General features: G+C 69.4%; 10 protein-coding genes. 8 read left to right on the top strand and 2 right to left on the bottom strand.

Translation table 11 applies throughout. The features are described from left to right. Positions 1-2 precede the first annotated feature (2 nt). Positions 3-1,406, bottom strand: coding sequence for a Si-specific NAD(P)(+) transhydrogenase (sthA, locus tag ACIBF5_RS12170; protein ID WP_396810792.1), 1,404 nt, complete (start codon positions 1,404-1,406; stop codon positions 3-5). Positions 1,407-1,614: 208 nt separating this feature from the next. On the opposite strand from sthA, the gene ACIBF5_RS12165 reads away from it, so the two are divergent. The 7 genes from ACIBF5_RS12165 (at position 1,615) to ACIBF5_RS12135 (ending at position 10,971) form a co-directional block, all read left to right on the top strand. Continuing rightward, positions 1,615-2,556, top strand: a complete 942-nt coding sequence (locus ACIBF5_RS12165) for a LysR family transcriptional regulator (protein ID WP_396810790.1) — start codon at positions 1,615-1,617, stop codon at positions 2,554-2,556. 242 nt (positions 2,557-2,798) lie between these two features. After that, positions 2,799-3,956 carry an NAD-dependent formate dehydrogenase gene (locus ACIBF5_RS12160; protein ID WP_396810788.1) on the top strand — a complete coding sequence of 386 codons (1,158 nt, stop codon included), beginning with the start codon at positions 2,799-2,801 and terminating at the stop codon, positions 3,954-3,956. A 378-nt stretch (positions 3,957-4,334) separates the two neighbouring features. Further along, positions 4,335-5,336: a 2-dehydropantoate 2-reductase gene (locus ACIBF5_RS12155; RefSeq protein WP_396810786.1), complete on the top strand. Its 1,002-nt coding sequence runs from the start codon at positions 4,335-4,337 to the stop codon at positions 5,334-5,336. Between the two features lie 302 nt (positions 5,337-5,638). Then, positions 5,639-7,177 (top strand): aldehyde dehydrogenase family protein, encoded by a 1,539-nt coding sequence (locus tag ACIBF5_RS12150; protein WP_396810785.1) that lies wholly within the window; start codon positions 5,639-5,641, stop codon positions 7,175-7,177. Positions 7,178-7,277: 100 nt separating this feature from the next. Continuing rightward, the gene (locus tag ACIBF5_RS12145; protein WP_396810784.1) at positions 7,278-8,114 is read left to right on the top strand and encodes a hydroxypyruvate isomerase family protein; all 837 of its coding nucleotides are present in this window, start codon (positions 7,278-7,280) and stop codon (positions 8,112-8,114) included. A gap of 114 nt (positions 8,115-8,228) precedes the next feature. Further along, positions 8,229-9,953, top strand: a complete 1,725-nt coding sequence (gene gcl, locus ACIBF5_RS12140; RefSeq protein ID WP_396810782.1) for a glyoxylate carboligase — start codon at positions 8,229-8,231, stop codon at positions 9,951-9,953. 262 nt (positions 9,954-10,215) lie between these two features. Further along, complete coding sequence (locus tag ACIBF5_RS12135) at positions 10,216-10,971, top strand: GntR family transcriptional regulator (RefSeq protein ID WP_396810780.1); 756 nt, start codon at positions 10,216-10,218, stop codon at positions 10,969-10,971. A 309-nt stretch (positions 10,972-11,280) separates the two neighbouring features. On the opposite strand, the gene ACIBF5_RS12130 is transcribed toward ACIBF5_RS12135, so the two are convergent. Then, positions 11,281-13,008: a thiamine pyrophosphate-binding protein gene (locus ACIBF5_RS12130; protein ID WP_396810778.1), complete on the bottom strand. Its 1,728-nt coding sequence runs from the start codon at positions 13,006-13,008 to the stop codon at positions 11,281-11,283. A 1,096-nt stretch (positions 13,009-14,104) separates the two neighbouring features. Here ACIBF5_RS12130 and ACIBF5_RS12125 point away from each other — a divergent pair. After that, entirely contained in the window at positions 14,105-14,311 is a 207-nt protein-coding gene (locus ACIBF5_RS12125) for a hypothetical protein (protein WP_396810776.1), read from the top strand. Position 14,312: the final 1 nt, after the last annotated feature.

Here is a 14,312-nt window from a genome sequence, read left to right as displayed (position 1 = left end):
GGTCACTTCGGCAGTTGGGCGATGTGCCGCAGCTTGTTCATCGCGTCGAGTGCCGCGACCTTGTACGCCTCGGCCAGGGTCGGGTAGTTGAACACCGCGTCGACCAGGTAGTCGACGCTGCCGCCGCAGCCCATCACCGCCTGCCCGATGTGCACCAGCTCGGTGGCGTCGGTGCCGAAGATGTGCACTCCGAGCAGGGTGTGGTCGGCCGGTGCGACCAGGAGTTTCAGCATGCCGTGCGAATCTCCGATGATCTGGCCACGGGCGAGTTCGCGGTAGCGTGCGACACCCACCTCGAACGGCACCTGGGCCGCGGTCAACTCCTCCTCGGTCCGGCCGATGAAACTGATCTCCGGGATCGAGTAGATGCCGATCGGCTGCTGCTGCGAGAGTTCCCGTACCGGCTCGTCGCAGGCGTGGTGACCCGCCAGCCGCCCCTGCTCCATCGAGGTCGAGGCGAGCGCCGGAAAACCGATCACGTCACCAACCGCGTAGATGTGCGGTACGTCGCTGCGGAACCACTCGTCGACCTTGATCCGGCCACGCGCGTCCGCGCTCAGCCCGGCCCGTTCCAGGTCCAGCGCGTCCGCGGTGCCCTGACGTCCGGCTGAGTACATGACGGTGTCGGCGGCGATCCGCTTGCCGCTCTCCAGCACGGCGATGGCGCCCCGGGGATGCCGTTCCACCGATGCGACCGCCTCACCGAACCGGAAGGTCACCGCGAGGTCCCGCAGGTGGTACTTCAACGCCTCGACGATCTCCAGGTCGCAGAAGTCGAGCATCCTGTCCCGCCGCTCGACCACCGTGACCTTCGTGCCGAGGGCGGCGAACATCGAGGCGTACTCGATGCCGATGACGCCGGCGCCGACCACCACCATCGAGCCGGGGACCTGTTCGAGGTTGAGGATGCCGTCGGAGTCGACCACCGTACGTTCGTCGAAGGCGACCCCGGCGGGGCGGGCCGGGCGGGTGCCGACGGCGATCACGATCTTCTCGGCGGTCACTGCCGACTCGCGCCCGCCATGGTCGGTGACCGCGATGGTGTGCGGGTCGGTGAACCTGCCGGTGCCGCCGATCAGCCGGATCCGGTTACGGGACAACTGGTTGCGGATGACGTCGATCTCCCGCCCGATCACGTGCTGGGTACGGGCGGCGAGGTCGGCCACGGTGATGTCGTCCTTGAGCCGGTAGCTCTGGCCGTACGTCTCCCGTTGGCTCAGCCCGGTGAGGTAGAGGACCGCCTCGCGGAGGGTCTTCGAGGGGATCGTCCCGGTGTTGATGCAGACGCCGCCGACCATGTCGACGCGCTCGACGACCGCTACCCGTCGGCCGAGTTTCGCCGCCGCGACCGCCGCCTTCTGTCCACCCGGGCCAGACCCGAGCACGAGGAGATCGAAGTCATACATCAGTCCAGCATTTCAAGATCAGGTTTCCGTCGACCATGGGGTACGCGAACGACGCTCATCTGTCGACGTAACCGACACCGTTCGGTGACATGAGAACGGGCACCACCCCTCGGCATCCTAGGAGGCTAGGTGTCATGGGATGCAATGCTTGTCACCCGGCGCGACCGGGGGTCAAGCGGAGAGTTCGTGGACGAAGGGTTGGTGGGCCTTGTTCCTGCGGCACCTGGAATACCTCAGCGCCCTCGCCCGCGAGGGCCACTTCGGACGGGCGGCGGCTGCCTGCTGGGTCAGCCAACCCACCCTCTCCGACGGCATCCGCAAGCTGGAGGCGGAGTTCGGGGTCGCCGTGGTGCGTCGTGGACACCGCTTCGAAGGACTGACACCGGAGGGCGAACGGCTCCTGACCTGGGGCCGGCGCCTCCTCGCCGATCGGGACCAACTGATGGCCGAGTTCGGCCGGACCAGCCACGAGGGCCTGACCGGACAACTGCGCCTCGGCGCCGTACCGGCCTCGTTGCCCCCGGTCTCGCTGCTCACCGGGCCGTTCCGCGACCGCCACCCCGGCACGAACCTCACCGTACTGTCGCTGACCTCGGACGAGATCCTGCGCCGGCTGACCGACTTCGAACTCGACGCCGGTCTGACCTACCTCTCCGGTGAACCGATGGTGGGCTTCCGGACCGTACCCCTCTACTCCGAACGCTATGTCCTGCTCACGCCGGAGAACGGCGACTTCGCCGGCCGCTCCGAGGTCGGGTGGGCAGAGGCGGCCCGCCTGCCCCTCTGCCTGCTCACCCCGGACATGCAGAACCGGCGCATCCTCGACGGGCTGTTCCACCGGGCCGGGGTGAGCGTGACTCCCCGGATGGAGACGAACTCGGTCTCCACCCTCTGCTCGCACGTACGCAGTGGGCGCTGGGCGAGCGTGATCCCGCAGGCCTGGCTCGGCCTGCTCGGGGTGCCGCCGGGCACCCGGGTACTGCCACTGGCCCGGCCAGCCGCGACCAGCACGGTCGGGTTGGTCGTCCTCGACCGTGACCCGCCACCGCTGGTGGCCAGCGCGCTGCTGCGCGTCGCGGAAGGACTGGACCTGCAACGCAGCCTCGACGACCTGGTCCCCGTCGACCTGGTCGCGGGAGTCGACGACTGACGCCGGCGCTCGCCGCCGAACATCGGCGTTCGGCCACGGCATCCGAGTCTGGCCGTACTCGATAGGCGGCACCGATCGGGCGTTCGGGAACTGCTCATTGTGGCCGGATCCGGTACGGCGCAGGCTGGGAACTGTTCACGGAGCGACCCGGACACCCACCACCAGGAATGGGTGGTGAAGAACCGCCACACGAGTTTTCGGGCCGTGATCCGTCCCCGATCGTTTCGAGAGAGGACACCACCATGGCGAAAGTGCTGTGCGTGCTCTATGACGACCCGGTCACCGGCTACCCGAGTTCCTACGCCCGGGACAGTGTGCCGCACGTCGACCACTATCCCGGTGGGCAGAGCGTACCGAGTCCGGAAAAGATCGACTTCATTCCCGGCCAGCTCCTCGGCAGTGTCTCCGGCGAACTCGGCCTGCGCTCGTACCTCGAGTCCCAGGGACACACCCTCGTCGTCACCTCCGACAAGGAGGGTCCCGACTCGGTATTCGAACGGGAACTCGCCGACGCCGAGGTGGTCATCTCCCAACCATTCTGGCCCGCCTACCTGACCGCGGAACGAATCGCCAAGGCGCCGAACCTGAAACTGGCCGTCACCGCCGGCATCGGTTCGGACCACGTCGACCTGACGGCCGCCATCGAACGGGGCATCACGGTAGCCGAGGTGACGTACTCGAACAGCATCAGCGTGGCCGAACACGTGGTGATGATGACCCTCGCCCTGGTACGCAACTACCTCCCGTCGCACCAGTGGGTACGCGACGGCGGCTGGAACATCGCCGACTGCTCGGCCCGCGCGTACGACCTTGAGGCGATGGCGGTCGGCACGGTCGCCGCGGGTCGGATCGGGTTGGCGGTGCTGCGTCGGCTCAAGCCCTTCGACGTCGCGTTGCACTACACCGACCGGCACCGGCTCGCTCCGGAGATCGAGCAGGAACTGAACGTCACCTGGCATCCGGACGTCGAGTCGCTGGTCCGGGCGTGCGACGTGGTGACGATCAACTGTCCCCTGCACCCGGAGACCGAGAACATGTTCGACGACACGCTCTTGGCGAAGATGAGGCGCGGGTCGTACCTGATCAACACCGCCCGGGGGAAGATCGTCGACCGGGACGCGATCGTCCGCGCACTTGAGTCCGGCCAGTTGGCCGGTTACGCCGGCGACGTGTGGTACCCGCAGCCGGCGCCGGCGGACCACCCGTGGCGGACGATGCCGAACCACGGCATGACGCCGCACACCTCCGGCACCACTCTCTCCGCCCAGGCGCGGTACGCCGCAGGAACCCGGGAAATCCTTGAGTCCTACTTCCAGGGTCGGGCGATCCGCGACGAGTATCTGATCGTTGATGGCGGGAGACTGGCCGGGACGGGCCAGCACTCGTACAGCGCGGCGTAGTACGCCCGTGCTGTAGCCGCCCCGAGGCGGCGTGGGTCCGGTGGTGTCACGCCGGCCTACGCCGTCCAGGGCGCCCCCGAATGTTCCACCGTTTCCACCGGTCCCTCACCGGTACGCCGCCGCCGGCCCCGGGGTGCACGCCCCGAACCGCCCCGCCCAGGAGTTGCCTGGTCGGGGCCGCTGGCGTGGCCGAGGACGGCGGAGTACGGGGGCGCTGCGGCCGGTGTACCGCCGACCGGTTCCAGGCAAGACGTCACCCACGCCCGTTCCCGGCACGGGCGTACCGAGGGTTGTCAGTGACGAACCCCTATTGCATACTGTACTCCCCATAACGCATACAGAAGTCTGTCTTTTGTGTGCGCTCGAAGGGAGCAGCCCGTGCGAGTCGCAGTGCTCGGAGCCGGCGCCATCGGCGCCTACGTTGGCGCGGCCCTCTGTCGCGCCGGAGTGGACGTCCACCTGATCGCCCGCGGTGCGCACCTCGCCGCTTTGCAACAGAACGGAGTTCGGATCCTCAGTCCCCGAGGGGATTTCTCCGCCCATCCACACGCCACCGACGACCCCGCCGCAGTCGGTCCGGTGGACTACGTCCTCCTGGGCCTCAAGGCGCATTCGTACGCCTCGGCGGGGCCGCTCCTCAGCCCGCTACTCGGCCCACACACCGCCCTCATCGCGGCCCAGAACGGCATCCCGTGGTGGTACTTCCACAAGCTCTCCGGTCCGTACGAGAACCAGCGGATCGAGGCGGTGGACCCGGACGGCCAGACCTCGGCGGTAATGGAGCCGGAGCGGGCGATCGGTTGCGTGGTCTACCCGGCCACGGTGATCGAGTCACCCGGGGTGATCCGACACCTCGAAGGCACACGTTTCTCCATCGGCGAGCCCGACGGGACGATCTCCCGACGGTGTACGGAGTTCAGCGCCGCGATGATCACCGGCGGCCTGAAGTGCCCGGTCGAGCCCCAGCTACGCGACGACATCTGGATCAAGTTGATGGGGAACGTGTCCCTGAACCCGATCAGCGCCCTGACCCGGGCCACGATGATCGAGATCTGCGAGAACCCCGGCACCCGGCAGGTGGTCGCGCAGATGATGGAGGAGACGCTCGACATCGCCTCCCGGGTGGGCAGCCACCCGGAGATCTCCATCGAGAAGCGGATCGACGGCGCACAACGCGTCGGGCACCACAAGACCTCCATGTTGCAGGACCTGGAGGCGGGCAAGGAACTCGAACTGGACGCGATCGTCGCGGCCGTGGTGGAGATGGCCGACATCACCAGCGCGCCGGCACCCACCCTGCGGACCGTCTACGCCGCCACCGACCTGCTCGCCAAGTCCGTCGCACGGCGGGCCATGACGCCCACCATGACAGCGGCCTGAGACTCACCACCCACCCACCCGTCCCCCACCGCTGTGCCCACGGCGGACCGGTCGCGGTCGGACGGCCACCGGAGTTGGCCACGAAACCGCACCCCAGCAGCGAATACCCGGCCGAAGCCTTGCACTGGTCCGGGCGACAGAATACTGTATGCAGTACGCGCGAATGGCTCAGTCGTGAACACCGGAATCCGGTGCCGGCCAGCCAGCGGCGCGACGCCGGCGTCCTCGGCGTACCACCAGACGCCTGACGCGACCCGGCGCGCCAGCACATCCGCAGGACACCCGACGCCCTGGAGGCTCCCGTGCCCCTGATCCTCAAACCTGGCACCGCTTGGTCGGACGTCTACGCCCGTTGCCAGGAGGTAGCACCCGAGGCCTTCCACGACGGCCGCCTCTGCAACTACTGGGACGGCCGCTGGCAGGCCGACGGCGTGCCCGCCCTGGCCACCTCCCCCGTGGACGGTACGCCGATCGCCGGCCCGCCCCGGGTCACCAGCCCGACCGCGACCGCAGCGGTCCGGGCGGCCCTCGACACCCATCAGGTCTGGTCCCGGCTGCCGCTGGCCACGCGTAAGGCGCGGGTCAGCGCGGCACTGGACGAACTCGACGCACACCGCGACCTCCTGGCGCTGCTTCTGGTCTGGGAGATCGGCAAGCCGTGGCGGCTGGCCCGGGCCGACGTCGACCGCTGCATCGAGGGGGTGCGCTGGTACGTCGAGGAGATCGACGAGATGGTCGACGGGCGTGCCCCGCTCGCCGGCCCGGTCAGCAACATCGCGAGCTGGAACTACCCGATGAGCGTGATCATGCACGCGATGCTGGTGCAGGCGCTCGCCGGCAACGCAGTGATCGCCAAGGCCCCCTCGGACGGCGGGGTGAGCTGCCTGACCCTGGCGGTGGCCATCGCCGCGCGGCACAACCTGCCGTTCACCCTGATCAGCGGCGGTGGGGCGGAACTTTCCTCGGTGCTGGTCGCGGCCCCCGAGATCGGCTGCGTCTTCTTCGTCGGCGGGCGGGACGTCGGCGGTCAGGTGGCCGGGCTGGTCGACTCGGACAAGCGCCACGTCCTCGAGCAGGAGGGACTCAACTGCTGGGGGGTGTGGGAGTTCAGCGACTGGGACCTGCTCGCCACCAACGTGCGCAAGTCCTTCGAGTACGGCAAGCAGCGCTGCACCGCGTACCCGCGCTACGTGGTGCAGCGGTCGCTCTTCGACGAGTTCCTCGCCGCGTACCTGCCCGCCGTCCGCGCCGTGCGGTTCGGGCACCCGCTCGCGGTCGAGCCCGGTCAGGAGGAGCTACCCGAACTCGACTTCGGGCCACTGATCAAGGACGCCAAGGTCAAGGAGCTCGACGACGCGGTGCAGGAGGCGATCGCCAAGGGCGGGGTGCCGCTCTACCGGGGCTCGCTGGAGAACGGGCGCTTCCTCCCGGGTCAGGACACCTCGGCGTACCTGCCGCCGACCGCGATCCTGGCCCCTCCCCCCTCCTCGCCACTGTTCCACGCCGAGCCGTTCGGGCCGGTCGACACGATCGTCCTGGTGGATACCGAGGCGGAGCTGCTGGCCGCGATGAACGCCAGCAACGGCGCGCTGGTCGCCTCGATCGCCTGCGACGACGAGGCGACGGCGCACCGGCTCAGCGGCGAGTTGCAGGCGTTCAAGGTCGGAGTCAACCGGCCCCGGTCCCGGGGCGACAAGCAGGAGGTCTTCGGCGGCAAGGGCGCGTCCTGGCGGGGCGCCTTCGTCGGCGGAACGCTGCTGGTCCACGCGGTGACCGAGGGTCCGGCCGACGAGCGGCTCTACGGCAACTTCCCGTCGCACGCCCGTTACCCGGCGGTGTGACCTTCCACCGCCAGCCGCCGCCCGTGCCGTCGCGACCGGTACGGGCGGCGGCGCCGCTCCCCGACCCTCCGCCCGCCCCGACCCGCAGGAGTCTCCGCCCATGACGGCACACGATCTCCGGTTCGACGTGAACCTCTCCATTCTCTTCACCGAGCTGCCGCTGCTGCACCGACCGGCGGCTGCCGCCGAGGCCGGTTTCGACGCGGTCGAGTTCTGGTGGCCGTTCGCGGAGCCGGTGCCGGCCGACCGCGACGTCACCGCCTTCCTCACCGCGCTCGACAACGCCGGCGTACGTCTGGTTGGCCTGAACTTCGCCGCCGGTGACATGGCCGCCGGCGACCGGGGGCTGCTCTCCCAGCCGGCGAACTCGGCCCGCTTCCGGGACAACATCGACGTGGCCATCGGGATCGCGGAGGCGACCGGCTGCCGGGCGCTGAACGCCCTGTACGGCAACCGGGTGGACGGGGTCGATCCGGCCGCGCAGGACGACCTGGCCGCGGAGAACCTCGCGCTCGCCGCCGAGGCGGCTGGCGGTGCGGGTGCGATCGTGCTGCTCGAACCGCTGAACAGCGAACAGAACCCGGCCTACCCGCTGGCGACCGCCGCGGACGTGCGCGCGGTGATCGACCGGGTACGGGTCGGCTCCGGTCAGCACAACGTCCGACTGCTCTGCGATCTCTACCACCTGGCGAGCAACGGTGAGGACCTGGAGAAGGTGATCACCACGCACACCGGTCACATCGGACACGTACAGATCGCCGACGCCCCGGGGCGCCACCAGCCGGGCACCGGCGGCCTCGACCTCGACGGGCTCCTCGCCCAACTGGAACGGGCCGGCTACCGCGGCTATGTGGGGTGCGAGTACAAGCCCCTCGGCGCCAGCGCGGACAGCTTCGGGTGGCTGCCCCGGGAGCGCCGCGCGTCCGCCCGGCTCTGACCGTCCGTCGCCCCCGGCCCGCCCGCCGCCGGCGTTGCGGCATCCGTCGTCCACCGGTACCCGTCGCCCATCCGGCGCCGAGCGTCTCCCCCGCACCCGAGAGGTATGGAAACTATGGCCAAGATCCCCTGTATGGAAGCGGTGGTCGCCGTGCTCGCGTCGGAGGGCGTGGACATCGCGTTCGGCTGCCCCGGCGCCGCGATCCTGCCGCTGTACGCCGCGCTCAAGGACAGCGACATCAAGCACCTCATCGTCCGACACGAGGAGGGCGCCACGCACATGGCGGACGGCTGGGCCCGGACCAACGGCCGGGTCGGCGTCGCGATCGGCACCTCGGGGCCGGCCGGTACCAACATGATCACCGGCCTCTACACCGCGCAGGCCGACTCCATCCCGATGATCTGCATCACCGGGCAGGCGCCGACCACCAAACTGCACCAGGAGGCATTCCAGGCGGTCGACATCGTCGAGATCGCCAAGCCGGTGACCAAATGGGCGGTGCAGGTCAAGGAGGCTGCCCAGGCACCGTGGATCTTCCGCGAGGCGTTCCGGATCGCCCGCTCCGGCCGCCCCGGCCCGGTCCTCATCGACCTGCCGCTGGACGTGCAGCGGCAGGAGATCGAGTGGGACGCCTCGATCGACGCCCCGTTGCCGGTGACCCGGGTCGAGCCGCACCCGCCTCGGGTGGAACGCGCCCTGGACCTGCTGCTCGCCGCCGAACGGCCGCTCATCCTGGCTGGCGGCGGAGTCATCCTGGGCAATGCCACCGACCTGTTGCGCGAGGTCGCCGAGACACTGGACATCCCGGTCCAGGTGACGCTCATGGGCAAGGGGTCGCTCCCGGAGGACCACGACCTGTTCGCCGGGATGACCGGAATCCAGACCACCCAGCGCTACGGCAACGCGTCCTTCCTGGAGTCCGACCTGGTCCTCGCCCTCGGCGCCCGGTTCGGTGACCGGCACACCGGCGACCTGGAGACCTATCGGGGTGACCGGAAGTTCATCCACGTCGACATCGAACCGACCCAGATCGGCAAGGTGTTCGGACCGGACCTCGGGGTGGTGTCGGACACCGGCGCGTTCCTGACGGCGCTGCTCGACGCGGTCCGGCGCCGCGACGCCCGGGTCGACCGGACGGAGTGGGTGGCACGGGTGCGGGAGCTGCGCCGCACGCTCACCCGGCGGGACGACTTCGACTCGGTGCCGATCAAGGCGCCGCGGGTGTTCAGGGAGATCAACGAGTTCTTCGGCCCGGAGACCTACTTCGTCACTGCCATCGGCCTCTACCAGATCTGGTCCGGTCAGTTCCAGCAGGTCTTCAAACCCCGGCACTACCAGGTGTGTGGCCAGGCCGGGCCGCTCGGCTGGGAGATCCCGGCGGCGATCGGGGTGAAGTCGGCCAAGCCCGAGGCCGAGGTGGTCGGGGTGGTCGGCGACTACTCGTTCCAGTTCCTGGTCGAGGAGCTCGCGGTCGCGGCGCAGTACAACGTGCCGTTCGTGCTGGTGATGCTGAACAACGAGTACCTGGGTCTGATCCGGCAGGCCGAGATCGGCTACGACATGAACTTCGAGGTGGACATCCACTACGACGAGTACGGCACCGACAACGTCAAGATCATGGAGGCGTACGGCTGTTCCGGTCGCCGGGTCACCGAGCCGGCCGAGATCAGCGACGCGCTCGCCTGGGCGAGCAAGGAAGCGAAGCGCACCAGCCGTCCGGTGCTGGTCGAGGTGATGATCGAGCGTGAGGCGAACACCGCGCACGGGATCTCGATCGCGAAGGTCAACGAGTTCGAGCCGGTGCCGGAGAGCGCCGAGATCCCCGCGCCCTCCCGCTGAGGCACGTCCTCCTGGATCGACTGCTCACCAAGGGCACGCCGGCGCACGTCCACCTCCGGGTGGGCGTGCGCCGGTGACCACACGCCGTACAAGCACCGGACATCCGTACGGCTCCAACCCGACCGCGGGCAACGGCGCCAGCGCATCGACGCAGCTAAGCCTCATCGTGGTGGCGCCGAGGAATTGCATCTTGGCGACTGTATGCTATGAACACATTCGGACGGCATCGCGTCCGATCGATCCAGCAGAGCCGGAGGTTTCCATGACGGACTGGGACCCGAGCCCGCCAACCACCGCTAGCGGTGGACGACGGCTCGCCGCCGCACGAGCCGAGTCCCGAGCCGTACGCCAGCCGCTGGAGCGCCCCGCACCGCTACGCCAGGCGGTCTACGACGTGATCGCCGAAATGATCATCAATCGTGAGTTGCAGCCCGGCGAGCACCTGGTCGAGAACGAACTGGCGGCCCAACTCGGTGTCAGCCGCCAGCCGGTACGCGAGGCGTTGCAGCGCCTGCACAGCGAGGGCTGGGTGGACCTGCGGCCCGCGCTCGGCGCCTTCGTACACGTGCCGACCGAGTCCGAGGCGGACCAACTGCTCGCGGCCCGCACCCTGCTTGAGACCGAGTCGGCGCGGCTGGCGGCGCGCCGGGCGACACCCGAGAACATCGAGCACCTGTGGGGGCTGCAGCGCGCCGGCGAGAAGGCGCTCAGCGACGACGACCAGGAGGGCATGGTCGCCGCCAACGCCGCGCTGCACGCGTACGTGGTGTCGATGTCGGGCAACAACGTGCTCGCCGAGCTGATCGCGCTGGTCGACCGTCGGGTGCGGTGGTACTACGCGCCGATCGCGCGCTCCCGTGGCCGCGAGGCGTGGGACGAGCACGCGGCCCTGATCGAGGTGATCGCCAGCCGCAACGGCAAGCGCGCGGGCGACATGATGCGCCGGCACACCGAACGCACCCGGGAGAGCTACCACAAGCGCCGCAAGGAGGCCGCCGAGCGGGAGGCCCTGGCCTGACCCACAGTGCCCGTACCGCCACCATCCGACGCAGGGTGGTGGCGGTATTCGTTACGCACGGTTCGGCGCGCAGCGGCCACCACAGGCCGTTTTCCGCATGACTCACGGCAGCCCGGCCGGGTTCGATCCGACCGGGCCGTCCGCCGTTCCCGGGCCCACACGCCAGTGTCGACCGGTACGGCTTCCGCCGCGCCGGTCGACACTGGTCCGGCCAATCCCCACTGGCCGTCGGAACAAGCTGGCCTCAGCCGCGACCTGACCCGGTGGCCCCAACAGCGACCACCAATTCCGGTTTCGGGCCGAAGGCCCCTACTTGTACATGGTCTGGTTCATCGTGCCCGGGGCGTACGCGTCCGGGTCGACCCAGACGTTGATCAGCGACGGGAGCCCGGACTCGCGAGCCCGCTGTAGGGCCGGCCCGATGTCGGCCGGGTCGCGCACCTCCTCGCCGTACCCGCCGAGCATCCGGGCGAACTCGTCGTACCGGACGTCGCCCAAAGTGTTGCCGACCCGGGCACGGGCGGCGCCGTACTTCTGTGCCTGGCCGTAGCGGATCTGGTTCATCGAGGAGTTGTTCCCCACCACGCCGACGAACGGCAGGTTGAACCGGACCAGGGTCTCGAAGTCCCAGCCGGTGAGGCTGAAAGCGCCGTCGCCGAAGAGCGCGACGACCTCCTTGTCCGGTCGCCCGTACTTGGCGGCGAGGACGAACGGGATGCCGACACCGAGGGTGCCGAGCGGGCCCGGGTCCATCCAGTGCCCCGGCGACTTCGGCTGCACCACACCGCCGGAGAAGGTGACGATGTCACCCCCGTCACCGATGTAGATCGAGTCCTCGGTGAGGAACTCGTTGATCTCGTGGGCCAGCCGCAGCGGGTGGATCGGGCTGGCGTCGGAGAGCTGGCGCGGCAGCCGCTTCTCGTACGCCGCGGTCTCCTCCGCTCGCAGTTCGGCGAACCAGGGCTTCCGTCCGGCGGCCCCGTTGTCGATCCGGCCCGACGCGGCCTGGGTCACCGCGGCGAGGATCGCGCCCGGGTCGCCGACCAGCCCAAGGTCGATGTCACGGTTCTTGCCGACGGTGCGGTAGTCCAGGTCGATCTGGACCACCGTCGCGCCCTTCGGCAACCGGCGGCCGTAGCCCATGCGGAAGTCGAAGGGGGTGCCGACGATGATGATCACGTCGGCGTTGTTGAACGCGTACCGCCGCGACAGGTGGAAGTGGTGCGGGTCCCCGGGCGGCAGGGTGCCGCGCGCCGACCCGTTCATGTATGCGGGGATGTTCAGCGTCCGGACGAAGTCGATCGCGGCGTCACTGCCCCGCGCCGTCCAGACCTGCGTGCCGAGCAGCACGGTCGGCTTCTTCGCCTTGACCAGGATGTCGGCCAACTGCTGGATCGCCGCCGGGTCGCCGATGCTCTTGGTCGAGGCACGGTAGCGGCCGGGCTCGGGGATGGTGCAGTCGGCCAGGCGTACCTCCGCGTCGAGCACGTCGCGCGGGATCTCCAGGAAGGACGGGCCCGGCGCCCCGTTGTACGCCTCCCGGAAGGCCATCGACACCATGTCGGCCGCGCGCGCGGTGTGCGGCACGGTGGCGGCGAACTTGGTGATCGGCGTCATCATGTCCACGTGCGGCAGGTCCTGCAGCGAGCCCATCTTGTGCTGGTTGAGCGCGCCCTGACCGCCGATCAGGAGCATCGGGCTCTCCGCGCGGAACGCGTTGGCCACCCCGGTCACGGCGTCCGTCGTACCGGGACCCGCGGTGACGACGGCGCATCCGGGCTTGCCGGTGGCCCGGGCGTAACCGTCGGCCGCGTGGGCGGCGACCTGCTCGTGCCGGACGTCCACCACCGCGATGCCCTCGTCGACACAACCGTCGTAGATGTCGATGATGTGGCCACCGCAGAGGGTGAAGATGACGTCGACGCCCTCGGCCTTGAGCGCCTTGGCCACCAGGTGCCCACCGGAGATTCGCTCCGGGTCACGACTCGGCTCGGCCAGGATCGGGTCCACGACGGGTTCGGTCGCGGTCTGAACCATGTTTCTCAACTCCCTTGAGTCGCCGCCGGAGACCTGCGCACGGTGACGCGACGGGTCCGGCGGTGTTGGGCTGGAAAACTGCTCCGGGACGTACGCGGGCGCGGCGCGGCGGGCGCGCACGGCGCACGGCTCCACATCGGCTGCTCGACCAGGGCAACCTCCCCTGTCCACGGGTGAGCGCGGTCGTACTCCGGTGGCCGGGACGGGCCGACCGGCATGGGTCGCGCGTGAAACACGGCGCCAGCGGTGGTCGCCGCACGGGCTCGATGTCGCTGACGAGTCATGGGCTTCCTCCGCCACCCTCAAGGATTGCATACCGTATGGGGTAGGCAATATCGTGGCCCATGTAACAGCGGAGTGTCTAGGGGGTAGCAGAAGGTTTTCCGCAGGAGCGGTCGTCGCCTCCCTCCGGCCACCCTCGGGGCGAAGCGACGCAGCGCGTCACATCCGCACGGGTCGCACTCTCCCGTCTCGCTCAGCGCACCTCTCGCCACCATGGACAACCTGGATCAACGAACCCCTGCGCGGAGAAGCGATGTTTGGCTTCCATCACGCGGGGTAGTGGGATCGATTGAGGCACCATGCGGGCGTCCAGGAGGGAGGGTCGCCCTCCCGGCCCGGCGAGGCGAGCGCGGCGGCCCGGCGACGACGTCGTGGCCTTGGTCACTGGATCAAATTTTGCATACAAAAGCCTGTATGGTGGAGCCCAAGCGGGGGTCACGGGAATCGAGCAAGAAGCAGGTCTCAGCGGTGAACCGAACCACTTCGCACCCGGCCACCCCACCCGACTGGCGCCGAACCACCGACACGCCAGCGGGATCAACCGCTCGCACCACCGATCAGCGGCGGACCCAGCACACGCCCGGCCGCCAAGCGGCAGGACAACAGCCGCCGCGCCGGACACCGCACCCGGATCAACACCACAACGCCCGAGGGCCCGAGCCTGGCGGCCCGAGCCCTCGGCGACCACATCGAGCACACGCGCCCGTCCCCTGGTGGCAACGGAGCAGCCAGCAACAGACGCGCGTGGCGGTGCGCACCCTCCCACGGGGCGTCGTCCCGCGGGAACGCCAATAACCATCGAGGTGAGAAGGTCATGGCAACCCAAGGAGAGTTCGTTCGTTTCCTCAACCGAATCCAGCGCGGCCTCAACCTTCCGCGTGGATTCAACGCCGACGGTCGTACCCTCGGGCTCGGCCTGGCGCTCGCACTGGAATCCCAGCGGCGGGCCACCCGGCCGAGCGACGAGGAGATCGCGCGGCTCTTGCACGAGCACGCCGAGAACGACCTGGTCAAGGTGTGAC

This window comes from Micromonospora sp. NPDC050417, assembly GCF_044458865.1.
In the GTDB taxonomy this organism is placed as follows: domain Bacteria; phylum Actinomycetota; class Actinomycetes; order Mycobacteriales; family Micromonosporaceae; genus Micromonospora_G.
Note: the sequence above shows the minus strand (reverse complement) of the source record. Positions and strands in the feature narration are given on the sequence as shown.

Bases quoted from the DNA above. Each gene is read 5' to 3' on its own strand.
- gcl (WP_396810782.1), top strand. From the start codon at position 8,229: ATGGCCAAGATCCCCTGTATGGAAGCGGTGGTCGCCGTGCTCGCGTCG.
- ACIBF5_RS12135 (WP_396810780.1), top strand. From the start codon at position 10,216: ATGACGGACTGGGACCCGAGCCCGCCAACCACCGCTAGCGGTGGACGA.
- sthA (WP_396810792.1), bottom strand. From the start codon at position 1,406: ATGTATGACTTCGATCTCCTCGTGCTCGGGTCTGGCCCGGGTGGACAG.
- ACIBF5_RS12125 (WP_396810776.1), top strand. From the start codon at position 14,105: ATGGCAACCCAAGGAGAGTTCGTTCGTTTCCTCAACCGAATCCAGCGC.
- ACIBF5_RS12130 (WP_396810778.1), bottom strand. From the start codon at position 13,008: ATGGTTCAGACCGCGACCGAACCCGTCGTGGACCCGATCCTGGCCGAG.
- ACIBF5_RS12160 (WP_396810788.1), top strand. From the start codon at position 2,799: ATGGCGAAAGTGCTGTGCGTGCTCTATGACGACCCGGTCACCGGCTAC.
- ACIBF5_RS12145 (WP_396810784.1), top strand. From the start codon at position 7,278: ATGACGGCACACGATCTCCGGTTCGACGTGAACCTCTCCATTCTCTTC.